Raw genomic sequence first — 25,787 nt, 5'->3', positions numbered from 1 at the left:
TCAGGCGACCCTTAGTTCCGGCGTCAACTTGTCTCGACGTCAAGATACACGATGTCGAGCGGCTCATCCAACCGTACGTCGCCGCGTGTCCGTGCGTCCTCACCCATCTGGACCCGTCGGGCCCTAGGCTCCGGCGGTGCCCACGCTCCTCCACCTCAACGGTCCCTCCGGCGTCGGCAAGTCGACGCTCGCCCGCGCCCACGCCGCCCGTCACCCCGGGACGCTGGTGTGCGACATCGACGAGCTGCGCTCGTGGGTCTCGGGCTGGGAGGACGACTTCGTCGGCACCGGCGAGGCGGTGCGCGCCACCGCCCTCGCCATGCTCACCGCCTACCTCGGCACCGGCCGCGACGTGGTGCTGCCCCAGCTGATCGTCACGCCCGCGCAGGTCGAGCGCTTCGAGGCGGCTGCGGCGGCGGCAGGGGCGTCGTACGTCGCGGTGGTGCTCGACGTCGCGCCGGAGGTCCTCCTCACCCGGCTCCACGGCCGCGCGCGGACGCCGGTCACCGACGTCGTGTCGCGCATCATCGAGGAGCGCGGGGGCGACGACCTCGTGCTCGAGGGGCGGCGCCAGCTGCTCGGCCTCGCCGCGGAGCACGGCTGGGCCGTGGTGGACACGACCGAGCACGACGCGGCCCTCACCGCCCTGGCGGACGCCCGGACCGCCCGCCGCTGAGCCGGCCCGTCAGTCGATCCCGGCCATCTGGTCGAGCCGCTGGAGCAGGTCGTGGGCGGCCAGCTCCACCGCCTTGTGCCGCCACTCCGACGCGCGGTAGACGCAGGCGATCAGGCCGGAGCGGTGCACGCGCCGCAGGTCGCCGTAGACGAACGCGTAGCGCGCCTTGGTCCCGTCGTTCGCCCCGTCGGTCAGGGCCAGGTGCCACTCGGCGTAGTCGTCCCACGAGTGCCGCTCCAGGTAGGCGTTCTCCGCGTCGGCGCGCGGCTGCACCTCTCCCCAGTCGCTGTCCAGGACGTACTGCCGCCCGTCGATGAGCCTGCGCGCGTGGGCGACGGCCGCCGGGTTCACGTCGTAGCTGGCCATGGAGCCAGCCTCTCGCCGCACCGGGGGCGTGGCAAGCGCTCAGCGGCCGCGCGGCTCCAGCAGCGCCACGCACTCCACGTGGTGGGTCATCGGGAACACACCGGCGACGTTACGCGGGATTGCGGGTCATTGCGCGCGGCTGCGACTGAGAGCTGGAAGTGGCCGCTGACCTGCGACGATGCCGATTTCAGACCCGGCTGGTGGCGGCGGCCGTTTGCGGGCCGTTGCGAATTAAAGTGCGCCCAAAGTGCGCCCTGCTGTCAGCAGGCTCCGACGTTCACAACCACCTGCAATGGCAGTAGGGGCTCCTCGCATCACGGGACCGTCTTCAGGCCGACTCGTCGAAGATCTGCCTTTGCGCCTCAAGGTATCGACGCATGTCGACGATGACGCAGTCGGCGGAGTCGGCGAAGTCGGCGTCTGCTTCATCGAGACCGCTCAGCTCGACCGAGTTCGCTTCGGCCAGCTTGCTCGTGTAGTCAGCGATGATGTGCACGAGCTTGCCGGACTCCTCGAGGGACAGATCGAGCGAAATCGAGCCGCTGTCTGCGGTCTGCTTGAGGACATTCAAGTCTGCGATGAGGCGGTCGATGAGGCCGGAGTCAAGGTTCCCGGAGCCGATTGCCTCCAAGTACGCGGCCAGCGAGGCGTTGTAGTTCAGGACGCACTCCGGGGTTTCGCTCTCCGCAGCCGACTGCTTCTTCTTACTCCGAGCCCATGCAGCGACGCCACCGCCGACGGCTGCCACAGCAACGACTCCGATACCGATGATGACGAACGTTGGGTTCTTAGCGCTCTTCACCATTGCCGCGGCAACGGGCTCGTCGCCATCACTGATAGTCCTGGAGACTTCCCGGATATGCGCGGCGATGTGTTTGCTGTTCCGCACCGCCGCAGTGCCAAGCATCGAGAGTTCACCCGTCGCCAGACCGTTGGCGATGTCGAGCGGTACGTCGTAGGTGATCTGAACGACTGGCACGATTCTCTCCACTCTCCTGAATCCGCAGATCCGGTTGCTCAGCCAGAGTCTAGTTTCAAGTGCCGACATCTCTCCTGACTTCGGCCGGGCGAACGACACGCTCCGCGGCCTGAGTCGAGCGAACACTCCCGACTCGCTCGCTTGCGGTCTGGGATTCGCCCTCGCCGCCTCGACGTGCCGCGACAAACCCCCCTTGCATGTCGTGTCGGTGGGTTCTGCCAGAGTCCCGTCATGCTCAATGCCGATGATCCGTTGGTCCCCGTCCCCGTTCGTGCCGAGGATTACGTTCATCAGGCACTCATGGAACAGCCCGATGCCGACGTCGTCGATTTGATCAGCAGGTTCCACGCCGAGTTCGCCGTGAGGATGGCGGGATTCGATTCGGTCGGGAACCCGATTCCGCCTCCGGACTCGCACGTGCTCGACCACCTCGCTCGCGCATGGGACCTCACCGATGACGAGGCGCCGGAGACCGGCCCGCTGCGGGAACCGTGGTGTGTCCTGTCGAAGAGCTCGAATGCGAGCTGTGCGGGACGCCGGCGCGCTATGAGTCCCCACTCATGGTCCGGGGCGAGCGCGTACGGGTCGAGTTGTGCCTGGGGTGCATGCAGGAGCACGGAGACGCGGTTCTCGGTGGGTCGGGCTCGGTGTATCTCATGTACTTCGACGAAGTCTCGGCCGCGGTCCGTGCCGTGTGCGATGAGATCTGCACACGCAAGGGTCGCGCCAGCATCTGGGGCGGCGCACCCACTGCGCAGGCAGACAAGGGTGGCGGATACCCACCCACGCAACCAGTGGACGCGCCGGCCTCCGACGCACCGCCCCTCGATGCCGTGGCGGTGGCGGTTCGGCTTCGCAGCCTTTGGCTCGAAGAGTTCGGCCCAGCGTTCGACGAGCACGACCATGACCTGGCTGAGGTCTGGCAGGACTGCGAAGTCCGTCGCTTGGGTCCAGACCTGGTCGTAACCGGACCGATCTCATTCGGCGACGGAGACCCGTTCGCCGACCAGTTCAGCCAGCGCCTGGGGGCCCGCCTCACGGAGCGCACCCTGGGAAGCGTCCGGACCCTCAGGTACGAGCGCTCGGAACGACAACTGAAGACCCCCCAGCGCTCGCGCACCTCAAACTTGGACGTCTTCCATCCGGCTGACCTCACCGTCCCCATCGAGAAGATGGCCAACAGCATTTCGGCTCGGCTCGTGGATGCCTCGGACACTGCCAAGGGCGCACTGAGCGGACTGCACCTCGCCGCAGTGAGTAGGCACCGGATCTGGTTCGCAGCCGCATCTGCCGAGGTGAAAGCCACCGTTGGGACGACACCTGGTGCGGCCGCTGAGCTCGCATTGGCCGTGAAGGCCGTCCAACGCAAGGACCCGTTGTACGACATCTTCGTCGACCCCGAGGCTGCCTCGCTCCCGAACGCAACTGCTCTCGTTCGGAAAGGACACTGACATGGGATGGCTTAACCGTCGGCGGCACATCGAGCCCGAAAGCCCCGTGCACAACGACGTATTGACCGTGATACCGATCGAGCACGACGTTTCGCAAGGCTGCGATGCCGCCGCGTTCGCCGGGTGGCTCTACGCCAACTTAATGAGCACTCCCGCAGCCATACAGCAGCACCGCGCCGCGGTCGAGTTCGTGTGGGAAGGGTACTCGGACGATCCTCGCGAGCTCTGGGACATTCCCGAGGTAGCGGCGTTCAACCGAGACCTCAACCAGCGCTGGCCCTGCTCCCTCTACTTCCTGCACCCTGACAGCGACTCGATGCTCGTCATGGTCTTCTCCCTACTTGGCGCAACGCTGGTTCGCGAACCCGTGGCTGGCCGGGCAGTGTCGCGGGTGGATCGACGCGCCCTCTCGGAACTGATCTCTACGAGTTGGGAACCGACGTTGCGAAAAGTCGCAAGTCTGGCGGGGGTGCCTGACGCCCTGGTTGAAGACACGCTTCAGGGCGCGACGAGCCGCTTCGTTTCCTGAGCGTTGGGGCCCGAGAAGACAGGACTCGATCGTCTACCGCGTGGAAATCATGGGCTGTGCCAAGGTCGACAGCGATCGCACCACCGGGTTCACAAGTCGCTGACCGAGAGTTCTGGTTGCGAGCCCGAAGGGCAGTGGGTCTCGCTGTCGCCGCGATCCCAGACAACGAAGCCACGCGAACTCACCTCGGCGGGCGCGCAAGGACAGTCCGTCGGCGACTCCTGGCCGCCCGCCGCGGCCAGCACACCTGAGGGGCATGAAGCTCTCCATACGCTCCCCCGACGAGCTGGTCGCGGCGATTCCCCATCTGCTCGGCTTCCAACCCGAAGAGTCGATCGTATTCCTCCCATTGCGATCCGATCTCCCAGTCGCCCGCGTCGACATCCCCACGACCGCCCGTGACCGCGAAGGCGTCTGGCAGTCCATCAACGACGCCTTCCGCCGCTATGCCCAGCCCGACTCGAACGTCGCCATCGTCTGTCTCAGCGCCGACCGGGAGCAGGCCCACGTCGTCGGCAAGGACTTCGCCGCCCGATTCGGGACCATCGGCATCGGTACGCCGATCCTGCTGTGGGCCGACGAGACCCGTTGGGCCGATCTCGACACCGGCGACATGGGGCTGCGCACCGACGCTGCCCGCGAGACCGTCGCCGCGGCCACCGTGCTCAGCGGACGCGCTCAGCCGGCCGTGAGCCGTGAGTCCCTCGCTGAGTCGCTTGTCGGCGACCGGGAGCCCGTTGCGGCGTTGCTCCCGGAGACTCGTGCGGCTGCACGGGAGAACACGGCCAAGGTGGAGGGCCGCTGGGCACTCGGCCGGATGCAACGCTTCCACCGCGACGGCATGCGGCTCTCCGACGCCGACGCAGCCCGCCTCCTCGTCGCCATCGAGTCCACCCCGACCCGAGACCGACTATGGCTCGACATGAACCGAGGCAACGCCGGCTCCCACGTCGCGCTCTGGACCGACATGACCAGGCGCGCCCCGGACGAGGTCCGCGCTGCCCCGGCCTCCCTGCTCGGGTTCGCGAGCTGGCTTAGCGGTCACGGCGCGCTCGCGTGGTGCGCACTCGACCAGGTCCCCGGGGACAAGCCCTACGCGCTCGCAAACCTCGTCGCCGCCGCCGTGCAGAGCGGCATGCACCCACGCGAATGGGAGGCATTGAAGACCCTCACCACGGATCGCGGCGCAGAAGCGTCCGCCCAGACTCGGACGGTCGCCCCGGAGGCCGCTGTGCGGCCCGCACACGGGATGTGAGGCGGTCATGGACATCTCGTACCGCCGCACTCCCCCAAGCCTCTTGGAGGGCGCCTTGGCTCGCCTCGTGAAGCGCCGCCCGGTGCCGACCCATTCGGCGGCCAGGCTCGACCCTGGATGTCGGATCAATCTTGATCTTGTTTGGGCTCCGCCGCTCCAGCTTGGCGTTCGTCCTTAGAGCGCAGCAGTTGCTCGACCCATTCGCGACGCTGGCGAATCGTCCAGACCGGAGCCGGAGAATCATCCGAGGTGCGCACGTACTCCGAGGCCGGGTCGACGTAGACTTCCGTCAGCTGCTGGAGCTTCCCGTTGTCCAGCACGTACTGCTCCCGCGACCAGTCAAACTGGACACACCGCGAGGCGACCGTCGGCAGGTCGAGAGTGCCCGCGGCGATGCGCTCCTGCACCTCCTTGGAGAACTTGTCGGATGATGCGGACTCCAGAATCACCGTGAGCAACATCGTCGTTGAGACCTTCAAATCGGCGTCATCCCCGGACGCGAGGTGGTCGAGCACGACCTGCGCCGCACGCTCGCCCTCCAGGTCGAAGAGCCGGTCCCGAGCCGTCGTCGCCGCCTCCGTGAGGAATCGCTCGTTCTTCAGCTTCCACAGCACTTCGATGCGCTTGACGTAGTTGCCACAGGAATCTAGGGCTTGCTGGAGTGTCCCGACCTCCGCGGTCTCGGCCACGAGACGCAGGACTGTCGCCGCCCATTTGCTCAGGAATCTTCTTCCCGAAAGGATCTCCTGATCGCTGTCCGGCACGCCATCGAGGAGAATTGCCGCAGCCTTCAAGATGTTCACGGAGACCGGCGCGTCCGTTGCGGTCGTCTGGCCGCGAGGAACCAGTTGGCTGTATCTCTTGTCGATTCGTGTGATCACAAGCATCGACTTGTCGTTGTCGTCGCCCATGACAAGTTCTCGCAACGGTTCAATGTCGCCGCCCGATGCCCCGTTCAGCGCGGCTGTGAGCACACCATCAGGTACGTCGCCGTCAGGAACCTCGAAGACGATGTACCGATCAAAGTAGGTCTGGTTCTCCATCCGGTTGGGCGGATCGTCAACTGTGTCCTCGGCTGACCCAATGCCCCCGCCGGCGGAGAGTGTCAGCCTCGAGAAGATGCCCCTTGCAAGCCTCGCGGCGTCGTCCCTATCGAGAGCCTCGACGGTCTCGAAGAACTCGTGTTTCCAAGCGTCCTTCTCCTCGGGGTCCTTCGAGATCGCAGCCTTGTAGGTCCGGACAGTGCCCAGGCCTGTCAGCTCAGCGCGCCAGTTCGGCAGTACTCTGTGCATGTCCGGGAAGTGCAGACGCATGAATGCCACGAGGACAAGGTCGCGAGCATCGAACTCGTCTTGGTCAACGACGTCAAAGGTGTGTTTGAGTTGCGCCAAGAAGCGCCCCATCGCCCTCGGCGTCGAGAGCCGGGAGAGCATGACGTCCGCCAGGACTCCCTGAAAGCCCTCCGCGCTGAGTGCAGCGACTGACCTGTCTGTCAAAGGGAGTTCGTTCAAGCCGTTGATGAGAAGGCGGATCGCGACCGACTCCAGTAGCGGCGGCAGTTGAAGCGGGTACTGGACGATCTTCTCCATGAACTGCCGCGCGTGCGTTGTCGAGATCGCGTTGGTCAGCCGGGCAGCGGTGAGGGTCTCAGCGAGCGTCTTCTCGTCGTAGGCGAGGAGGTAGTCGATCCCCGGGAGCCTCCCAATGAGTCGAATGACCTTCAGGAGCGTGAGCAACTCGTCGGGCGAGAGTCGGTCGATGTCGTCGACCACCACGAGGATCTTGAGCCCAGCGTCCTTCAGCGACTGCGCGAGTTCACTGAAGACCATCTTCCAAGGCTTAGCCATCTTCGCGCTGAGGCGATCGACTGAGTCCGCCAGAGCGCTTCCCATTACCGGCACCGCTCCAAGAAGCGGGATCGCCACCTTCCCATAGGCGCCGAGTTTGCCGAGGAGGGGTTTGTACCCTTCCTCGGCCGGAACGGCAGAGGTCAGGGCCGCAAAGAACTCGGAAAAGAGCTCTTCATGGGTGGTTGTTGCCCACGGCGTGAAGTAGACGACCTGCCAAGAGTCGTCGATCTCGCCGAGCGCATCCTCGACCATCGACAGGACGGAGGACTTCCCACTGCCCCAAGGCCCTTCGAGACCGTAGACAAGGCTCGAAGCGACGGAGTGGTTACCGTCGATCAGCTTCGCTTGCTTCGCTGCCCAGCCGGCGCGTCCGAACTTGTCCTCGTGGGCAGACGTGATCGCATCGTCGTTCCAAACAGCCGTCATGAGCCGCCGCCCTCGCGGATGTAGGTCACACTGAACGACTTGACCTGGCGGTACTGCTGGAGCTTGACGGCGAGGTCGAATGCGTCGTTCGGGACGTACTGGAAAATGTCGAGGCCCCGCCCGAGATTGATGCGCCAGCCGGAGTTGGCGACGATTGAGCGGTCGTGGATCGTGCCATCGAACTTCACGTCGAGCGTGATCCCGGCGACCGCAGCAGCCTGCTTGACGCGAAGCAGGAACTCCATCTGCTTCTGCAGCTTCTCGGGGCCGTCGGTGTTCTCGCTCGTCACGAGGAAGACCTTCAGTTCGTCCGCCGGGTCCTTCACGAGGGCCAGTGCCTCGATCAGCTCCATGAAGTTGCGAGCTTGATGGAACTGCCGAATGTAGGGATCGACGATCGTGATCTCGGAGGCCCCGGCTAGGTACGGCAACAGGAGCTTTTCGTAGGAGACGCCACGCTGGTTCTCTTGGAACTCGCGATGGCCCTCGAATAGTGGCTCGGGGCTGGCGGCGTCCTCGCCGGGCGCCGAAACCGGTGCCTCTCCCCCGCCAGGTGCACTGGCGCCCGTCGTGTCGCCTCCGCCATGCTCGGGACGGGTCTGGTGGTAGTACGCGGGGTACTCGTCTTCCTCCAAGGTCGTGACTGCGTGCCACTCGCCGCCCTTGTCGAGGTAACCGAACCTCACGTCGACCATCGTGGTGTCGATCCGCAGGATCTGGTCCTTGACCCGCTTGCGCCCCTCGACGGCAAACCGAAGGATCTCCTCGATCTCGTCCTTCGTGGCCTCCCCATGCGGGTAGATGATTTTCATCAGGCCCGAGAACGACTTGTGGATGCCGTCGCGGTCACGCGTGGAGATGTCGGAGCCGAGCGTGAAGTGCTCCTGGTAGCGGTCGGAGTAGTCGGCATTCCGCATCGACTTGAGCACTTCGGCGATGTAGTCGACCACGAACCCATACCCGTCCGAGAACATCTCGCCGCGGATCGTGTCGACTTCCCAGCCCGGAATGTAGAAGTGCAGGCGGTCGAGGTACGCCGAGTCGTGGTAGCTCTCGGGCAGCTCATCGAACAGGTCGGAGTGCTTGAGCATGTGTGGCACGTTGTGGGAGGTGTTGCCCACGAAGACCATCGATGCCTCGGCGCCCAAGGTCTCCACACCGCGCGAGAACGACTTGTTCGCCATGTAGTTCTTCATGATGTCGACGAGCGCCTTGTCCGTGCGCTTCTTCTTGCCCGCGAACTCGTCGAAGGCCACGACATCCCAGTAGCCGACCAGGCCGATGCGGCCGTTGGAGTTGTTGACGAAGAGCTTGGGGACGGTGACCTCTCCACCAGAGATCAGCATGCCGTGCGGAGAGAACTCCGAGAAGATGTGCGACTTGCCGGTTCCCTTGGGGCCGAGCTCGACCAAGTTGTAGTTGCGCTCGACGAACGGGATTAGCCGCACGAGCTGGATGAGCTTGGCGCGCCGGCCGAACAGCTCGGGGTTGAATCCGATGGACTGGATCAGCAGATCGATCCACTCATCGGTGGTGAACTCGCGCCTCGCAGAGGTGTAGCTGTCGAAGTCGAAGTTGGACAGCTGGATCGGCTTGAGTGACCCGAGTTGCCACGGAACGACACGGGCATCGTCGAAGTGGAAGTAGTCGATGTCGCAGATGCACCAGACGCCGCCGACGAGCAGCTTCGGGTGCGCGTTGACGGTGGCCGCCTCCACGATCACGCCCTTGATTCCGAGGTTGGAGAACTCGGCCTCGTATCGGTCTTCCTTGTCGTTGAGCGTGACCGTGACCTTGTCGATGATCTTGTAGCGACCGCGCTCACGGATGGTCGACTTCACGAGCTCGGACTGGTTCCGGTGGACGTAGTGGTCGGCCAGGATCTGGCGCACCGAACCAATGCCGGCCTGGATCGTGGCCTCGTCATCGGACGCGGCGTACTGACCGAGGAGATACTCCAGGACGTACGACGGGACGATGGCGTTGCCCTTGACGGCCTTGACCAGATCCTTACGGACGACGACTCCGGCGAAGTGCTGGTTGATCTTCTTGTCGAGATCGGACTGCTCGGGCGTCTGGTCGTCGGCCTCCTGCGCCGCCAGGTCGTCGGGGAAGTCGTCGTCGACCACGTGGAGGTCGGTGTCTTCAGTCATGTCAGCCCGCCCTAGAAGTCGAAGTCCGAGGTGAAGGAGCGCTTGAGGGTGTAGATCGCCTTCTCGTAGACGCGCCACTGGTTCGTGTTGGGGATCCGCTCTTCGAGCCGGAACTCGACGGCCCGGTTGTTGTAGTCGTTGGCATCCTTGTTCAGCAGGAGCTGGATGCTCTGGTACCGGTCGCGCTGCTCGCCCGAAGCGGAGTCGAAGGTCAGCTCCGGCTGAGGATCGTTGGAGATCAGGGTCTCCCCAACGTAGAGGCCAGCTCGCAGCACGCGCGCCTGAACCTTGTCGCTGACCGGTTCGGACTGGAACAACTTCACAACAAGCTGCCCGGTGGTGATCTTGTCGGTATCGGGCAGCACCTTGACGTTGACCAACCGGGTATCGCTCTTGCGCTTCTTGTTGACCGCGAGGACCGGGACGACGACCTCCTGCAAGGTCGCTCCCCCGTGCACGAATCGTGTTCCCCCGCCGGGCAGGCGAAGTCGGTGGATCGACTTGGGGATCTGCACTTCGATGTCGCTGTCGAGTTCGAGCTGGACTCCACTGAACCTGGTGAACGCGAAGTCGACCTTGAGTCCGTGACCAAGGACGTAGCGCTTGTTCTTGACCAGGATCTTGTCTCCGTGGGGCGCCTCAGAGAGGAAGAACTGCTGGGGCAGTTCTTCGTCTTGGAACAGGAACCCATGGTCGGCGGTGACGAAGATGTTGGTGGCGTTGGCGTTCGCCGCCTTCTTCACCAGGTCGACCAACTCGCCGAGCGCCTGCTCAGCGGCCTCAAACACTCGACGCTCGGTGCCCTGCTTGTCACCGGTGGCGTCGATGACGTCGTGGTAGACGTACAAGACGCGGTTGTTCCTGAAGAGCTCACGCCGTTCCTCCGGGCTCAGCGCCTTGAAGTCCTCGGCCTGGATCGCCGTCCCGCCGACCGTATCCAGGATCTTCTTGCGGAATGCGGTTCCGTTGGTCGGCCGGTCGTCAGCAAGGACTGTCTTGCCGTCCGGCGAGTGCTTGAGTGTCCGGTGCGGCAGGAGGGCCGCCATCCCCAACTGCGTGTAGCTGGGCAGGACCCCCAGAACCGCCTCGAGTTCAGCGTCGAATCGGTCCTCCTGCCGGATGCGCGAGCCCAGCTCCTCGGCGACCTCATAGCGGAGCGCGTCGGAGACGATGACGACCGCCTTCTTGTCCTCGCGGACCAGCTGCTCGACGTAGTCGCCATAGAACGATCTCTGCGACCTGACCGTGGCCGAGCGCCAGGACTCGGCCTCGTCCACCTGCTTCTGCCAGGCGTTGCCCAGCTCGTACACGAACTTGTTGGTGTAGCGCTTCTCGACCTGCTCCCGCAGCGGGTCGAGTGGGTGGGGTCCCTCGAAGGTTCGGCGGGCATAGGTGAATTGGCGGTAGAGCTGGTCGATACGGAACCACTCGCTGCGGTAGCGCTCCAACGCCTCGTCGAACGTCGAGAACGTGAAGTCGATCGTGCTCAGTTCAGACAACAGGTCTGCTGCTGCTGCGATGGCCGTGTAGAGCTGGCGGTAGCCATCGATCCACACGCTGCTCTGGCGTGCGCGGACCACTTCGGCTACCTCACGGGCGGTGACCGTCTGTTCCGTCACAGCCCGCGCGAGGTCCGCGATGATCTTGCGATCGGTCTCCTCGAACAGGTCGGCGGCTACCAGCTCGCGGAATCCGGCCTCCTCGATACTTGCCTTGTAGTCGAGGTCGGCGGACGCGCGCCTCGCCAGGGTCGCGAGTGCCTGCTGGCTGCGCCGGTCGTTGCGGAAGCTCGCAAAGTCCAGCTGGATGTTCTGGAGTCCGCCGGGGCGGTCGGACCTGAAGCCTTCGATGGCCCTGCGGAAGATCCAGAGGATGAAGTCGTCGATGCTCGGCGAGGTCGCCTCGTAGCCGTAGATCGAGGCGACGCCCTGCCAGTAGAAGTCGTCCAGGCCGTAGTCGACAAGCGCGTCGTACTTAGTGCCCGAACCCTTGGAGTTCTCGATGAGCAGCGTCCGGGTGATCTCAAGGAGGCTGTGCTCCCTTTGGCCGATCACAACGGCAGACATCTTGGCTCGCAGCCGGGCTGCGTCATCGTCAGGTGTCAGCAGTGCCTTGAGGCCCTGGACGCGCTTGCTCGCGTTGAAGAACTTCTCGTGAGCCTGCACGACCTCGTCGATGCCGTCTGCCCTCAGCCCGAGGTCCTGCGACACAAGCGAGTTCCGGTCGGCGGTGAATACGCCGTAGGCCAGCTCGAGATCGAGGAGCCAGTTGCGTGTTCCCGCGGGCGGCTGACCGGTGCGGTAGACGAGGAACTTGTCGTCAGGCTGCTGGTGGAGCAACCGGTGCTTGATGCCGTACTCGTCATTGGCGACACGCAGGGGTGTGACTCCCGGCAAGTCGAGGCCATCAAGGTCGGCGGTGTACTGGCCAAGAGGGTCGTGCCAGAACACGACTCGTTGGTCCGCGAATCGGCGCTCCAGGTGCGGACGGACCGCGGAGACTTCGCTCATACAGCCGCCTCCAGGCCCACGATCTTCTTGAGGGCACTTCCGAACTTCGCATAGTTGACCTTCACGCCGTCGTCGAGGTCGATGGCCATGTTCTGCGACGCCAGGGGGTAGAGCACGTCGTGCTCGTACTCGTCGAGCTCCAGCAGGATCTTGCGGAGCCGATCGGCTTCCTTCGCATTGTTTGAACGTTCGGCGTGGTCAAGGCTCGCCTTGAGCTTGGCCTGGAACTCACGAAGGTACTCATTGAGGACCGTCGAAACGGTCGACGGCGTGTACCTGTGCATGTAGATGAGAGCATTAAACGAGCCCTTCGGGCTGGAGAAGACCCAGTAGATCGGGCGCTTCTTGTAGCGCTGGACATGGTCCTTGTAGAAGGACTTCACGAAGTAGTCGCGAAGGTTCTTCACCCCGAGCGCCTCGGTAACGAAGCGCAGGTTCTGCTCGAAGTGCAACTCGCCGAACGCTGCGCGCAGAAACTGACGGAATCGCTCGACGATGTCGTCCTCGAACCAGTCGCCGTCCACAATCGGGATGACGTTGTCGGCGTCGGGCGTGAAGGTCGGCGACGGAACATTCGCAAGGTAGTCCTGCAAGGTCGCACCTTGGTCGGCAAGGATCAGGCCAGGCGTGTCCAGACTGAATCTGCCGAACATGCACCCAATGGCGTATGAGACGAGGTCTCGGACAGCATCGCCCCTTCGCAGAGACTCCACCTCGTCAGCCTTCCTGCGGCCGTATCGGTAGCGAGGATCGGCGAGCAGCGTGACAGCGCCGGTGCCCTGGGGAACCGAATCAGTCGGACCGCCGATTGCAGAGTCCATGATCCGATTGATCTCAGTCTCGATCTCGGTGAGCTCTGCCACGGCCACCTCCTGAGCGCGCACGACCTCCAGGTGCCGGGCTGCTAGCGAGCCGTCAACTCCCGTGACGTCCAAGAACGGCGTCGATCTGAACTCCGGCGAGATCTCCAATGAATCCCAGTCGTCCTTGGCAATCTGCACCGCGCGCTGGGTCAACTCACGGACGCGGTCGCGAACGGGCCCGTCAAGCGGAACGATTGGGAGTTCAGCCACCATCCCGGTCTGCACGTTCACCGTGGAGCCCTTGACTTCAACCAAGCGGCGACCGACACCTGAGTTAAGTTGGGCAAGCAGATCGAATGCTCCGGCACCGAAGATAGCTGGAGCCGCATCGTTGAACCCGTATCCCTCTGGCCGCCACCGGAAGCTCGCAGCACCCGCTCCAATCTTCCCCCACGTCACGCCTTCACGGAACATGAACTGGATGTTTTGCGGCCGGGACTTCAGCGACCCATCCGGGTTGCGATAGTTCTTGATTCGATGGCCTTCGTTCTCCCAGTCCATTACGTAGACAAAGCCGGCGTACCACTTCCGGAATTCACCTGCCTTGTCCGTGAGCACCCAACGCCGCCCTCGTCCGACGCGACTCTCGCTCACTTCCCAGCAGAACTTCATGAAGAGGTCGTCGTTCCGAGTTCCAACGCCAGCCTTGATGTCGAACCTGTCACCGATGAGCGGTTGCGAGTAGAGGTCGACAAGGCTGTGGTCCACCCAATACGCGATAGGCGAGCCCGGGATCTTGCGGAGGTCAGCCTGGTCGACGACGAAGCGGTCCGGATGATCAGTTCGAGCCGACTCCAGCAGTTGCGAACTCTTCGTCAGCTCTGATGGCCCATCGACGAGCCTGAAGTAGACGGCGGCCGCGTGCTCACGGAGCACCTTGGAAACGACGAATGCAACGGTTGACACCACCTCCCCCGAGATGGAGCCAAACGCGTTGGGACCAAGGTGCGCGGCTGTGGCGACTGCTGCCTCCTCGAGGAGGCGCTCGCGAAGTGAGGTAAAGGAACTCAGGAACATCCACGACTGCATCGTGACCATCGCGACGTATCCCCGCGGGGACGCCAGATCAAGATTCCGCTCAATAAACATCGCGAAAAGGTCACCCTTCGAAACGGGGAACTCGGACTTCGCAAACTCTGAAAGACGCGCACCCATGCTGGATCCGCCCATATAAGGGGGATTTGCCACAACCACGGCGTACCGCGGAGTGAGATATTCGGCCTGCATCACCACCCGCGTCGCCCATTCGATCGTGTCGGCGTTGAGCAGGTCTCCCTCGTCGTCAAGCGCTTCCAGGTGGCGCGCCAGCCGGACCGTCAGGTCGGCGTCGGGCTGAATCAAAGACCCCAGCGTGTCCGCCTCCGCGAACTGATTCCAGAACGCCTCCTCCGCGTAACGGTCCCCATGCTTAGTGACGAGGATGTCCAGTTCTTCAGAGCTGAAGGAGATGGGGTCGATCACACAGATGTTCGGCCCGACTTGCCTATTGAAAAAGGTTCGCTGCTTTGCGCGAGCCTTCATGGTGAGCGCAAACGCGGCGAGCGCTCCTGCGCGCGGGTCGATCTCGGTGCCGTAGAGGTTGTTCGCGAGGATGAGTCCCGGAATCTCGGCGGGGCCGTACCCCTCCTCCTCGTAGATGGCGTAGAGGAGGTCGAACGCGTAGGTCAGCATGTGGCCCGAGCCGCAGGCCGGGTCAATGACCTTCAGCTCTTCGGGCTTGCTGATCTCGAGGAAGTCGGTCTCCTCGTCGACCGGAGCGATGTAATAGTCCATCTGGGCGACCAAGCCCGAGTTCGGCCGGTTGAGCATCCAGAGGCGGCCGAGAGAGTTCTCGACGAGGTATCGAACAATCCAGTGCGGAGTGAAGAGCTGGGTGGCTGCCGGGATCTCGTCGGCGCCGGCCTTCTTGTTCTTCTTGAACCCGGCGAAGACCTCGTCCTTCCGCTCCGAGATGTAGAACTGGTAAAGCCAACCGATGACCTCGACGTCATGGCAGACGTCCTCGGTCAGCACCTTGACCGAGCGGTTGAGCACTGAGTCATCGGCGAGCAGGTTCGCCGGGACAAGCATCTCCGTGAAGTCACCCTCGCGCTCGAACATGAACGGCATGGCCTTGTGCCAGTAGTTGCAGTACGCCTCCAACAGCAACGCGTACGCCTCGCCTTGCGGATCACCACTCGCGCGAGTTCCGTCGAGCAGGGCGACCGCGGTCTTGACGACCGCGTCGCTGACGACCTCGGCGTCGATCACTCCGCGCTTAGCCTCGGCGAGGATCTCGGGCTGGCCCACCTCCACGCCTGCCTGAGGCGAGACAACGCCGATCCCCGTGTAGCCGTTGGCGTCCATGAAGCGGAGCGCGACGATCCGGTTGAACCAGGTGTAGGCGACCTTGTCGGCCACCGCAGCGCGACCCTTGTCTCCACCACCGGCAGCCGTGACTGCCTTCTCCAAGGCGGCAACCGCCTTCGCCTGCTCCACTCGCTCCGACGATCCGGGTGCCAGCACCGCGGCGATGCGCGCGGTGACCTCGCGGATGAGCTCGTTGCGAGCCCAAGTCGCGAAGTTCTTCAGCGGTGCGGTTTCCATCAGAGGGTGATTCGCTTTCCGTCGTTGAGGGTCTGGATGAGCGCGCTTCGCAGCGCGGCGATGTACTTGTCGACGTCCTCCTCAGACTCGAGAACGCCGGAAGCGCCCGGAACCGCGATCGTCTTCACGGACACTGTCTGCTTCTTGGGCGCCGGCTCCGGGTCGGGCTGCACGGGGGAAGCAGCGAGCAGGTCGAGCAACGACGGGTAGTCACTGGCCTCGAAGTTCGAACCGATCTGAAGGATGAGCGCTACCTGGCTCTCGGTGGCGACACGGTGGAGCGTCTGATCGATGCGCTGCGTCACCCGTCGTTGCGCCTCTTCCGTTGCGTAGGCGTAGTAGCTACTGCCGAGCAGCTCGGTCTTGCGGCCCTCGATGGCCACCGTCACCGTCGCTCGGTTCGTAGCAACGATGCCGTCGATCTGGCTGCGAAGGTGGTCGGTTCCCTGCTTGAGCATGGCCATCTTGTTGCCGCGGAAAGCGTTGGGGTCGGCGAGAGCGGTCTTGATGGGCTCGTCGCTGCCCTGCGGCAGGTAGCTGAGGTTGCTGCTGTGCGTCGAGAGGAGCATTGCCGCGTCGTCGTAGATCGACCTCTGCGCTCCGTGCAGGAACGACTGGATGGGGTCGATCAGGTTCTCCTTGGCTTCGAGCAGGTCGTCACCGAGGGTGAAGCCGCTCAGGTACCAGTCGTCGGGCTTGCCCACGACCTGTTCGAGGAGGCTGATGGGGCCGCTGAGCTGCTCGACGAACGGGTACTTCGAACCACTGATCGTTGCCTTCAGCTCATCGAGCTTGCCCTTCAGCTTGTCCGCCCCGTGGCGAGCAAGCTCCAGCGGATCCTTCGGGGCGTTGCCCTCGTCGAAGAAGTCGGTGCAGAACTTGCGGAAGCTGGCGACCTTGCGCTCGTCGAAGCTCTTCTGCGGCGCAAGGATCTCGTGACCGTGCTTCTGCGTGTTGCGCAGCGCGCTTGCGACCTCGCTGCGCTTGAGGACGTTGCCATCGACTGTCACGGTGATCTTCGATCCACCGATCAGCGAAGCCACGATGACCTCGATCGACCCGAGATCCCAGCCGTAGGGCTTCGCCTGGAAGGTGTCGACGATGGTTTTCATTGTCACCTGCTCGCCCTGAGCGTCCTTGCGAAGGATCGTTGACAGGACCTCCTCGGCGGGCTGGTTGATCTTGAGCAGCGCGTCGGCGTCGAACAGGCCGCTGTCCGGATTGGCAGCACCCGCGACCTGCTGCTCGCCGTAGGTGACGCCACCGAGGAGCTTGAGCTGGGTGTAGGTGCGACTGATTAGTTCCTGGAACCCCTCGGTCACGCGGCCGACCGCATCCTGCGAGGACGCGGGAACATCGGCGGCGTTGATGACGAGGGAGGCCTTGCCCACCGCGCTCCGGATCCGCTGTACCAGTTCCTTCTCGCGCTCGCGGTTCAGCGTGGCCTTCGACTGGAGGATCTGCTCCTCGATGGCTGATAGCGAAGTGGTCCGCTTGCGCTTGGTGTACTTGTCGGTCTTGAGCAGCAGACGAAGGTCCGAAAGCAGACGGTCGTCCGGGTCGAGGATGACCCGGAGTTCGTCCTTGCCCGCGCTATGCATCCGGATCTGCTCGGGCTCGTACGGGTATTCCGGGGTGATGAAGTGGAGCGAGAGCTCCTTCTGCGGTCCGTGGACCTGGTCATCGAGCTTGAAGCCGAACGGGAAGTCCTGGCCGTTCTTGGCGTACCGGATCCTGTTCGTCTTGATCACGTCGGCGGAGAGGATCTTGAAGAGCTGGGCGCTGACCTCGGAGGCGTCGATGTCGACGTTCTTGATCTCCTCCTCGATCACTTGCTCTTCGTTGGTCAGGTATTCGTAGACGTTCCCGTTGCGCTGGATGTAGGTCTGCCGCTCCAGCTCGGCAAGCGCCTCCTTGACGTCTGCGGCGAGCGCGGGCAAGTCGAGGCCGAACCGGTCGTAGACGAGCACGGTCAGGTTGCGCGGGGTGGCCTGGAAGCTGTCGACGTACTTCACGAGGAACAGTGCCTTGAGGAGCCGGATGGCGAGCTGGTTGTCGAGGTTGCGCTCGGCGACGTCGATGGAACGCTGCGCGGCGGACTTCAGGGACGCTCGGATGCCGGCGAACATGTGGTCGAAGGTGGCCAACGTGCCGACCTCGACGTCGCCGATGTCCTTGGCAACCTGCTGGACGACACCGAGCATCGACCGCTCGCCGACCGAGCTGTTGCGTCCCTCGAAGACGTTGTGGTCAGAGATGCCCTCAATCGCCGCCTGAAACAGCGGGAACTGGTAGCTGACGAACGGGTAGGTGCCGACGAAGTGTGCCTCGTCGGTGTAGTTGCGGTAGGTCTTCGCGCCGTCGACGAAGTCGAAGAGCGTCTTGAAGTTGGCCGACTCGACGGCGTAGATCGCCTGGAGGGCGGTCTCGCCGGTGCCGTTCTTCTCCAGCAGGCGCTTGCGGATGACTTCCTCGACGTCTGCGCTGGTGAGCTTCACGCGGGTTTTGAAGCGCGCCTGGATCTTGGAGAAGTCGTTCCCTTGCTGTCGGGTGCGGTCGCCAACGACCTTGTCCATGTCCTCCTGCGAGGTGACCATCACCCAGGCGCGCCCGCCGCACTTGGTGTTGAGGCTCTCGGCAATGGTCTGGAGGTTGAGCATGAGGTGGGTGTTGGAGCCGATGAACTGGCCGACCTCATCGACGAAAAAGTTGAGGCGGTAGCCGTCGGGCTGCTTGTCGAGCCATGCCTTGACCTCGTCCGCGAAGTCTTCGATCGAGACGGCGTACGACGCTTGGTACTGCTTGATGATGCCGGTGGTCGCCTCACCGTTGACCTCAGCGAACGCGGCGTCGATGTTCGCGCCCTCCAGCGCACTCTGCTCCCGACCCTGCGACCACGGGATACCGGCGATGCGCTCGAACGCCTCCTTGAACGCGTCGTACTGACCCCTCTTATCGAGGTCCCGCTCGAAGCGCGCGACATGGCCCTGGTTGCCGTAGTAGCCCCGGCTCTCGTCGAAGACCTTCACGAAGACCTTGAGCAAGGCATCGGTCTGGTCCTTGGTGATGAGCGTTGCCTTCTGGTCGATGTTGAACAGAAGGCTCTTGGCTGGGACGCGATCAGCCTTGGTCAGTAGGGCGGGCAGGAATGCACCCGTCGCCTTGGACCGGAAGCTCTCGGAGACCTGTGCACGGTCGAACTCCTGACCCTCGACGTCCCCAAGGAGGTGCGCGAGCATCTTGAGCAGGTGCGACTTACCGGAGCCGAAGAAGCCCGAGATCCAGACACCGTTGGCGTTGGTGTAGTTCGTGTAGGCCTCAAGAAGAAGCTCGAGGCCCTTAGCGGCCTCATTGGTGAGGACGTACTCCTCAACCTCGGTGCCCAGGTGTGCGGCGTCGTCCGCCTTGATGACGCCCTCGATTGGGCGCTGGACGTCCTTGGCGAAGATTTCGTTCAGCTGCATCGGGTCACGCTTCCTGTTCCAAGATGTTCTTGGCTCGGTAGTACTGGTCGTCCTTTAGGCGCCCGAAGAGCACGAGTGACGACCCGAGGGTGTCGGACTGCTCGTAGCGGCCGGGGAAGAACATGAGCATGGGCTTGCCGGTCACGACGCTCTGAAGGTTGTTGAGCACGTTGTGCGACCGGATATACGGGAAGACCTCACCGATACCGGTGAGGAAGAAGATGTCGAACTCGCCGTCCTCGATCTTGGCGCGGATCGCCGGCGCGATGTGGAGCTGCGGGTCCAGCATCCCTTGGAGCATCTCGCGAAAGTCGTCCTTGTCCTGGTCTGGTTCGGCCTGGAGGACCCGCTCCCAGACGCCGCGTTCCTTGAGGATCTCGACGGCCAGGTCGTAGAGGTTGACCTCGCGCACGGTGATGCCGTGCTTCGTCGAGAGCTTGCTCTTGATGCGCTTCTTCGCCTGGGCCACCGCGAGTGACGCCTCGGGTGGGTAGGGGTAGATAAAGAACGGGACCTCGTTGCTCAGGCCCTCCATCTGGAGGAAGCGCTTCCCGCTGAGGACTGCGAACAGGTGCTCCTCCTGCTTGTGGAGATCGGTGGCACTCGTCATGCGGTGCCGCCCGTCGGGAAGAAGCGGAGGTCGCCGGACAGGGTGTCCTTGAGCCGCGCTGAGAGCACGGCCTGATTGATGCGGCCATCGTCCGCGATCAGGCCCGCTTCGAAGAGCATGCGGAAGACGGTGGAGCGGAGCTTGCGCAAGGTGGTGTCCTTGAGGTTGGCCACTTCTTCATGCCAGAGCGCCTTGCCCCGGATGAAACTGTCGAAGTCGTCGTGGTCGAGCGTCTGGGCCAGCACGAGGTACCGCTCGCGTACAACCTCCTCAGCGAACTCGCCGATGACGTCGTAACGGCGGCAGGCAGCGGCCCACATCAGGTAGCCGCGCTCGGTCGGCGTGGCGTCGATAAGTAGTTCGAGTTCGGCATCTGTGAGCACCGAGAGTCGCTGAGCGACCTCACGGGCGAGCCGGAAGCCAGACGAGCGGGTGCGGGCTTGGAGAAGATTGTCCTTCTCGATCAGTTCACGGACCTTCGCCCAATCCTGCACTCGCAGGTAGAGCGGCGCGGCCACCAGGGCTTCACGCACGAGAAGGGCACCGCTCGTGAACGACAGCGCATAGCGCGCGGCTGCGGTCATGACGTGTGCCTCCTCTCTGCCTTGAACAAAGTCGATCAGGATATCGGGACCATCCGACAGCACCGCCGGACGGAGTTCCTCAGCCAGGAGGGGATGCGTCATCGACGACCGCGGCGCCCCCGCTCCGGACCCAGGCATCTACCTCGCTCGTCTGGAACTTCCAGAGGCGGCCGACCTTGTGGGCGGGCATCGCCTTGTCGGAGATCCACGCGTAGACGGTGTCCTTCGTGACGCCCAAGTGAGCTGCGATGTCGTCAGCGGACAACCAAGGCTCGGACATGGCGGTGACCCTCCGCTTCGGCTAACCGGGTGTGACTGGGTATGACCCAGCCTAAAGGGGGATGATGCCGGTTTTGTGGGTTCCCGGCGCAAGTCGCATGAGAAGGTAGCCGTATGACCAGCTCACCGCAGGACCGACGTCGTGAAGTGAGCGTTGGGTGAAAGAGTTCGACGACGAAGCGATCATCGCGAACGCCAACAGTGAGCGAAGCGTGCGTGCGGCCAGCTTCGAGGCCGCCCGCACGGCCAGCCGCGCCCTGTTCGCCGATGAAGACGGGCGACCGACACTCCGTCCGTCGTTCGTCGTCTACCTAGACGAACTCGGAACATCGGCCCGCCTGACGGGGATGTCAAACGAAGACCTGAGAGAGGACCTCCGCGCGTACGACGACCTGCGGTCCTTCCTCCATGACGAGGTCGACGGCTGGGATGCGGACACGCAGCGGACCCTCTACTTCAGCGACAACCTGGTTGTGGTGAGTCCGGTGACAACGGAGACGTCCAACCGGGACCTCGGGCTCTTCTTCCAGATTTGGGCAGCCGCCGCCTATCAACTCAACATGGCCGTTCGCGGACGGCTCCTACGCGGGGGGATCACAGTCGGGGACGCGTACGCAGACGACACATTCGTGACTGGACCGGCTCATCTCAATGCGGTCCTCATCGAGGAGAATGTAGCCGATAACCCGCGAATCGTCCTCGACGAGATCTGCATCGAACTTGCTCGCGAGGAATACAACAACGGCGGATACGCCGACAAACTCAGCTCTCCGTACGGGACTTTCTTGCTTCTCGACGCGGATGGGCAAACGTTCGTCAACTACCTCGTTACGGTCTCCGAAGACGAGGGATGGGATGCGAACGTCACTGACGTCGGACTAATCGCGCACAAGAAAAAGGTCGAGGCTGCCCTCGCATCTCAGCCAGCCAACAAGGTGCTGGCGAAGCTGCGCTGGGTGGCGGCGTATCACAACTACGTGTGCGAGACCTTCTACAACCGCCCAGGATTGACTATCGCTGACATCCCACCGGTGGCCTTCTCGCGGTTCTCCTAAACGGCAACACGCCATCGGTTGAGCATCCAAAGTGGCGCCAGCGTGGCAGCCCAGGCGAACTTTGCGGCGTTCCAGAAGAACAGGAACACCAGCACGTTGAGGAAGCCAAGTCCGGGCCGAGCGGCGAGCTGGATGGCCAGGGCGGTCAGGCCGAGATAGGCCGGCGTCGCGATGAAGGCGACGGGGACCGCCCACTTAATGCCGCGCGGGGACCGCAGCCAGTCGACGGCTCGGTTGGTGGGCGTGTAGAAGCGGAGGTAGCCGCGGATCGCGGCGCTGAGGTTCCAGAGTGCGGTGAGCATCAGGATCTCCTTCGGATTGGGGTTCACCTCCTCCCTATGCCTGAGATCCGACAGGAGGGGCGCACCCTCGCCCCTTCTGTGGACTACCCGGCCAGAACTGCGTCTGTGTGGTTTCGACAGGCTCAACCACCGAGTGCCCACCGTCTTTGCGGTTCGAGCGCGACGCTGCGCGCCTCCTGGGTCGTGGCCGCGTCGTCGGCGATGGCTCGGGCACGGCGGAGCGCCTGCTCTGCCCTGGCGGCATCGAGCTTCTGCGCGTCGGTCCTCGGCTCGCCGAGCACCCTGCGCCCCTCCACGCCGTAGCGGTCGCGGTAGGCGGCCACGGTCCTGACCTCGTGCAGCCAACGACGCTGAGCGCCGGCGGTCGCTGGCACCGTGCCGAGCCGCTTCAGCCAGGGCACCCGCGCCTCGACGGCCTTCTCCGCGAGCGTCACAGCCCTCTCTTCCATGAGGTTGGCGCGCTCGGTCAGCGCCTTGGCCATCTCCTCGCTCATGGGTCCGTCGGCCAGGGGGATCAGGCCGACGACCAGTTTCGGGGAGGGGCAACGGTTGCCGCGTTTCGGCTGGGCGGCCTTCCGGAGGCGGCTGATCAGGACGGCACCGATGTCCTCGGCGTCGTCGAGTGACCGCCGGGCGACGAGGACTGGCAGGAGTCGGTCGACGTCGTGGTGGTTGGCCTCGGCCCGGCGCAGTTCGGCGGTGAGCGGTCCGAAGGACTCCGAGGCCAGCACCTGTTCGACCTGGGCTTCGGTGAGGCCACTCCCCCGGATCGCTGCAACCCGACGATCGCGCTGGGCGACCGCGCCGATGGTTTCGTACTCGGCAGCGAGTTGCGCGATGGACGACCACCGGTCTTGCTCAGCCGCGATCATCTGGTGTGCGGAGAGCTCGCCGCCGATGTGCTGGAGCACGCCGTAGAGGACGGTGTGAGCGTTCACCTCATCAGGCTCGGGAGGGGCGTGGCCTTCGTCGGGCTTGTCGAGGGCGACGTACGCGATGTTGGAGTCTCGGCCGCGGGTCATGGAGACGTAGAAGTTCTCCCGCGTCGTCGAGCCGGTCACCACGACATGGGAGGTGTCGACGGTCATCCCCTGGGCGCGGTGCGCCGTGACGGCGTACCCAAGGTCGACGTGCTCGGCGACGTACGCAGCAGGCAACGTCACCGACCCACCATTGGCGACGCCGAGGCGTTGGACCTGCATCGACCCGTCCCTGTGAACGCCAGTGACCGTCCAGCGGTCGCCGTTGCGGACCCAGCCGCCGCGCAGGGTGTGGAGTCGGCGGTCGTTACGGCGGGTGATGATGAGGTCGCCATCGGACGTCTGGGTGCCGTCGGCGAGGTTGACCTCGATGTTGCCGACCGGGTTGGCAACGATGCGGTCGGCGCGGGCACGCCTGTTGAGGCGGATCACCATATCGCTGGCCTCGGCGACCAGGATCGAGGTCCGCCCGGCTTTCACGTCGGCAGTCCACGCCAGATAGGCGGCATCCATCATCTCGTCGGTCGTGCCCTCCAGGACGCGGTCCTTCGCGACGTAGCTGCTGATGACTTCCGCCCGTCCGAACCGGAGGTCGAGGGAGGCGGTCTTCTCCCACTCGTGCGTGAAGCGGTGGACCTCGGTGAGCTCGGGAGTGTCAGGACGGGCGGTGGCCAATAGAGAGAACGCCCCTCCTGCGTCGACCGACTGAAGCTGCGCCCAGTCGCCGACCAGCAGAACCTTCGCACCGGCCTCGGCCGCGAGCGCGGTGAGCCGGTCAAGCGCGAGTGTGCCGGCGAGGGTCGCCTCGTCGATGATGACAAGTTGGCCGCTGAGGAACTCCGCACGTCCCCGGTCGTGCTCGTGCAGCCACTTCGCGGTGTTCTCACACGCGATGCCCAAGTCCTCGGCGAGCACCTTCGCTGCGACAGCGCTCGGCGCGAGGCCGACAACGCTGCCCTTGCCGTGAACCTCCACCCAAGCCGTCTTCAGCGCGTGCATCGCGGTGGTCTTACCCGCGCCGGCCGGACCCACGAGCAAATCGAGCCTCCGACCGGACACGGCGATCCCGGCCAGCGTCTCGGACTGCTCGGCAGACAACAGGTGCTCCTTGCGCGTCACCCGCTCGATCACGTCGAGGTCGATCTCCGTGGCGGTCATGTCTTCGGCTCGGGCCAGGAGGCGGTCCTCGGCGGCGAGCAGGGTCTCGGAGGTGAACACGACTCCGTGACGCGGCCGCAAGCGCGAGGTGCCGTCGGCTCGCCGGAAGACCTCCGGCACGCTGACCAGATCAGGCGGAGTGATCGTCAGCGACTCCTGCTTCGCGGCCTCGACGATCATGCCGACGACGGCCTCGCGGTCGTCGGCGCTGGCGAACCGCCAACTCATCGTATGCCGGGATGCCTCGGCCCAAAGGTTCCAGTGCTTCCAGGTTGAACGCTTCTCCTCAACCGCGCCCACGACGGAGACGCCGACTTCGGTGATCGCGTCGAGGGGTACGTCGTCGGCGCGGAGGGTGGGACGGGTGCGAGGCGGGGCGGTGACTTCCTTAGTCCAGTCGACTGCGCCCCTCCCCAGGATCTTCTGCGCCCGTCCGCGCCACCGCGTTGTCAGGTCGAACAGCGAGTGGAAGTCGGCACCAACACGCCGACGTGCATCACCGCAGGTCAGAGCCGGTTTTCGTCAGCAAAGCGACGCACTCCACGTGGTGGGTCATCGGGAAGAGGTCGAAGGCCCGGACCGCGGTGAGCCCGTAGTCGTGCTCGGCGAAGATCGCGACGTCGCGACCCAGCGCTGCCGGGTCGCAGGCGACGTACGCCACCGCGCGGGGGCGGCGGTCGACCACCTGCTCCACCACGGCACGCTTGGCGCCCTCCCGGGGCGGGTCGAGCACGACGAGGTCGAAGGGCTCGTCCAGACCCGAGCGGAGCACCCGGTCGGTGGGACCGCACTCGACGACGGCCCCCTTCAAGGCCGACAGGTTGCCGCGGGCGTGCTGGCACGCCGCTCGGTCGGCCTCGACGGCGACGACCCGCGCGCCCGTCCGCTCGCCCACGAACCGACCGAAGAGGCCGACCCCGGCGTAGAGGTCGAGCGCGCGCTCACCGGGCTTGGGGTCGAGCAGGTCGAGGACCGTCCCCACGAGGACGCGCGGAGCCTCGGGGTGCACCTGCCAGAAGCCGTCGGCGGCGACGGAGAACGGTGAGGTCAGGTCGCCGACCGTGACCTCGTGGGTGACGGGGTCTCGTGACGGGCGCGGGGCGCCCTCCTCGACCAACCGCTTCGGGCGCGCCTCCTCGGCGGCGATCAGGCAGTCGTCGACCGCGACGAGCTCGTGGGAGCGGTGCGCCCGCATCGCCGGCCGGCCGTCCGGCAGGACGGCGTACCGCTGCCGGGTGCGCCACCGCAGGCCGTCGTCGTCACGCCCGGCGACGGGCACCGCCTCGACGTGGAGCCCGGTCACGAGGTCGGACGCCGCGTCGAGGCGGCCGAGCCGCACCAGCTGCTCGCGCACCACGGCCGTCTTGAGGTCCCGCTGCGCCGGGAGCGCGACGTGCTGGAAGTCGCAGCCCCCGCACAGCCCCGGTCCGGCGTAGGGACACGCCGGCTCGACGCGGTCGGTGGACGGTACGTCGACCCGGACGGCGTCGCCGCGCCAGAACCGGTCGCCGTCGGTTCCCTCGGTGATCTCGACGACCACCCGCTCGCCGGGCAGGGCGTGGCGCACGAAGACCACGCGGGAGTCGGGCTCGGGGAGCCGCGCGACGCAGTGCCCACCGTGCGCGACCGGACCCACCTCGACCTCGAAGCGCTCCCCCACACGCGAGCGGCCGCGGGCCCGGCGGGGACGGTTGTGGCGGCTCATGCTGGG

At 64.7% G+C, this 25,787-nt stretch carries 18 protein-coding genes; 5 read left to right on the top strand and 13 right to left on the bottom strand.

The genetic code is table 11. The annotated features are described in order from the left end of the window. The first annotated feature begins 136 nt into the window (after positions 1 to 136). Positions 137 to 676, top strand: a complete 540-nt coding sequence (locus AC3A3L_RS15875; protein WP_487641004.1) for an AAA family ATPase — start codon at positions 137 to 139, stop codon at positions 674 to 676. 9 nt (positions 677 to 685) lie between these two features. Here AC3A3L_RS15875 and AC3A3L_RS15870 read toward each other — a convergent pair whose 3' ends face one another. Next, the gene (locus AC3A3L_RS15870; protein WP_487641003.1) at positions 686 to 1,042 is read right to left on the bottom strand and encodes a hypothetical protein; all 357 of its coding nucleotides are present in this window, start codon (positions 1,040 to 1,042) and stop codon (positions 686 to 688) included. Between the two features lie 328 nt (positions 1,043 to 1,370). Continuing rightward, positions 1,371 to 2,312 (bottom strand): hypothetical protein, encoded by a 942-nt coding sequence (locus AC3A3L_RS15865; RefSeq protein ID WP_487641002.1) that lies wholly within the window; start codon positions 2,310 to 2,312, stop codon positions 1,371 to 1,373. A gap of 314 nt (positions 2,313 to 2,626) precedes the next feature. On the opposite strand from AC3A3L_RS15865, the gene AC3A3L_RS15860 reads away from it, so the two are divergent. The 3 genes from AC3A3L_RS15860 (at position 2,627) to AC3A3L_RS15850 (ending at position 5,256) form a co-directional block, all read left to right on the top strand. Next, on the top strand, positions 2,627 to 3,472 hold the full coding sequence (locus tag AC3A3L_RS15860; RefSeq protein ID WP_487641001.1) for a hypothetical protein: 846 nt from the start codon (positions 2,627 to 2,629) through the stop codon (positions 3,470 to 3,472). A 1-nt stretch (position 3,473) separates the two neighbouring features. After that, positions 3,474 to 4,001: a hypothetical protein gene (locus AC3A3L_RS15855; RefSeq protein WP_487641000.1), complete on the top strand. Its 528-nt coding sequence runs from the start codon at positions 3,474 to 3,476 to the stop codon at positions 3,999 to 4,001. A 256-nt stretch (positions 4,002 to 4,257) separates the two neighbouring features. Continuing rightward, on the top strand, positions 4,258 to 5,256 hold the full coding sequence (locus tag AC3A3L_RS15850) for a DUF4192 domain-containing protein (RefSeq protein ID WP_487640999.1): 999 nt from the start codon (positions 4,258 to 4,260) through the stop codon (positions 5,254 to 5,256). A 125-nt stretch (positions 5,257 to 5,381) separates the two neighbouring features. On the opposite strand, the gene AC3A3L_RS15845 is transcribed toward AC3A3L_RS15850, so the two are convergent. Genes AC3A3L_RS15845 through AC3A3L_RS15810 form a run of 8 tightly spaced genes read right to left on the bottom strand, consistent with a single transcriptional unit; the run spans position 5,382 to position 20,582 of the window. Beyond that, positions 5,382 to 7,532 (bottom strand): KAP family NTPase, encoded by a 2,151-nt coding sequence (locus tag AC3A3L_RS15845; RefSeq protein WP_487640998.1) that lies wholly within the window; start codon positions 7,530 to 7,532, stop codon positions 5,382 to 5,384. Further along, entirely contained in the window at positions 7,529 to 9,685 is a 2,157-nt protein-coding gene (gene brxL / locus AC3A3L_RS15840; protein ID WP_487640997.1) for a BREX system Lon protease-like protein BrxL, read from the bottom strand. The genes AC3A3L_RS15845 and brxL overlap by 4 nt, the downstream gene beginning before the upstream one ends. A gap of 11 nt (positions 9,686 to 9,696) precedes the next feature. Then, the gene (gene pglZ / locus AC3A3L_RS15835; RefSeq protein WP_487640996.1) at positions 9,697 to 12,195 is read right to left on the bottom strand and encodes a BREX-1 system phosphatase PglZ type A; all 2,499 of its coding nucleotides are present in this window, start codon (positions 12,193 to 12,195) and stop codon (positions 9,697 to 9,699) included. After that, entirely contained in the window at positions 12,192 to 15,644 is a 3,453-nt protein-coding gene (pglX, locus tag AC3A3L_RS15830) for a BREX-1 system adenine-specific DNA-methyltransferase PglX (protein ID WP_487640995.1), read from the bottom strand. Before pglX ends, pglZ begins: the two co-directional genes overlap by 4 nt. Beyond that, positions 15,644 to 19,108: a BREX system P-loop protein BrxC gene (brxC, locus tag AC3A3L_RS15825; RefSeq protein ID WP_487640994.1), complete on the bottom strand. Its 3,465-nt coding sequence runs from the start codon at positions 19,106 to 19,108 to the stop codon at positions 15,644 to 15,646. Before brxC ends, pglX begins: the two co-directional genes overlap by 1 nt. 4 nt (positions 19,109 to 19,112) lie before the next feature. Further along, positions 19,113 to 19,718: a DUF1788 domain-containing protein gene (locus AC3A3L_RS15820; RefSeq protein ID WP_487640993.1), complete on the bottom strand. Its 606-nt coding sequence runs from the start codon at positions 19,716 to 19,718 to the stop codon at positions 19,113 to 19,115. Then, positions 19,715 to 20,404: a DUF1819 family protein gene (locus AC3A3L_RS15815; protein ID WP_487640992.1), complete on the bottom strand. Its 690-nt coding sequence runs from the start codon at positions 20,402 to 20,404 to the stop codon at positions 19,715 to 19,717. The genes AC3A3L_RS15820 and AC3A3L_RS15815 overlap by 4 nt, the downstream gene beginning before the upstream one ends. Next, positions 20,382 to 20,582 carry a helix-turn-helix domain-containing protein gene (locus tag AC3A3L_RS15810; protein WP_487640991.1) on the bottom strand — a complete coding sequence of 67 codons (201 nt, stop codon included), beginning with the start codon at positions 20,580 to 20,582 and terminating at the stop codon, positions 20,382 to 20,384. Before AC3A3L_RS15810 ends, AC3A3L_RS15815 begins: the two co-directional genes overlap by 23 nt. Before the next feature lie 157 nt (positions 20,583 to 20,739). Here AC3A3L_RS15810 and AC3A3L_RS15805 point away from each other — a divergent pair, with 157 nt between their 5' ends. Next, entirely contained in the window at positions 20,740 to 21,636 is an 897-nt protein-coding gene (locus tag AC3A3L_RS15805; RefSeq protein WP_487640990.1) for a hypothetical protein, read from the top strand. On the opposite strand, the gene AC3A3L_RS15800 is transcribed toward AC3A3L_RS15805, so the two are convergent. The 3 genes from AC3A3L_RS15800 to AC3A3L_RS15790 all read right to left on the bottom strand — a co-directional run bounded on the left by AC3A3L_RS15800 (position 21,633) and on the right by AC3A3L_RS15790 (position 25,781). Beyond that, a complete protein-coding gene (locus AC3A3L_RS15800; RefSeq protein ID WP_487640989.1) occupies positions 21,633 to 21,965 on the bottom strand; it encodes a hypothetical protein in 333 nt (110 codons plus the stop codon). The two genes, AC3A3L_RS15805 and AC3A3L_RS15800, sit on opposite strands and share 4 nt — an antisense overlap. Before the next feature lie 95 nt (positions 21,966 to 22,060). Beyond that, complete coding sequence (locus AC3A3L_RS15795) at positions 22,061 to 24,376, bottom strand: ATP-dependent DNA helicase (RefSeq protein WP_487640988.1); 2,316 nt, start codon at positions 24,374 to 24,376, stop codon at positions 22,061 to 22,063. A gap of 196 nt (positions 24,377 to 24,572) precedes the next feature. Beyond that, positions 24,573 to 25,781 carry a class I SAM-dependent RNA methyltransferase gene (locus tag AC3A3L_RS15790; protein ID WP_487640987.1) on the bottom strand — a complete coding sequence of 403 codons (1,209 nt, stop codon included), beginning with the start codon at positions 25,779 to 25,781 and terminating at the stop codon, positions 24,573 to 24,575. Between the last annotated feature and the right edge of the window lie 6 nt (positions 25,782 to 25,787).

The organism is Nocardioides sp. Soil_C_8 (assembly GCF_057656315.1).
Note: the sequence above shows the minus strand (reverse complement) of the source record. Positions and strands in the feature narration are given on the sequence as shown.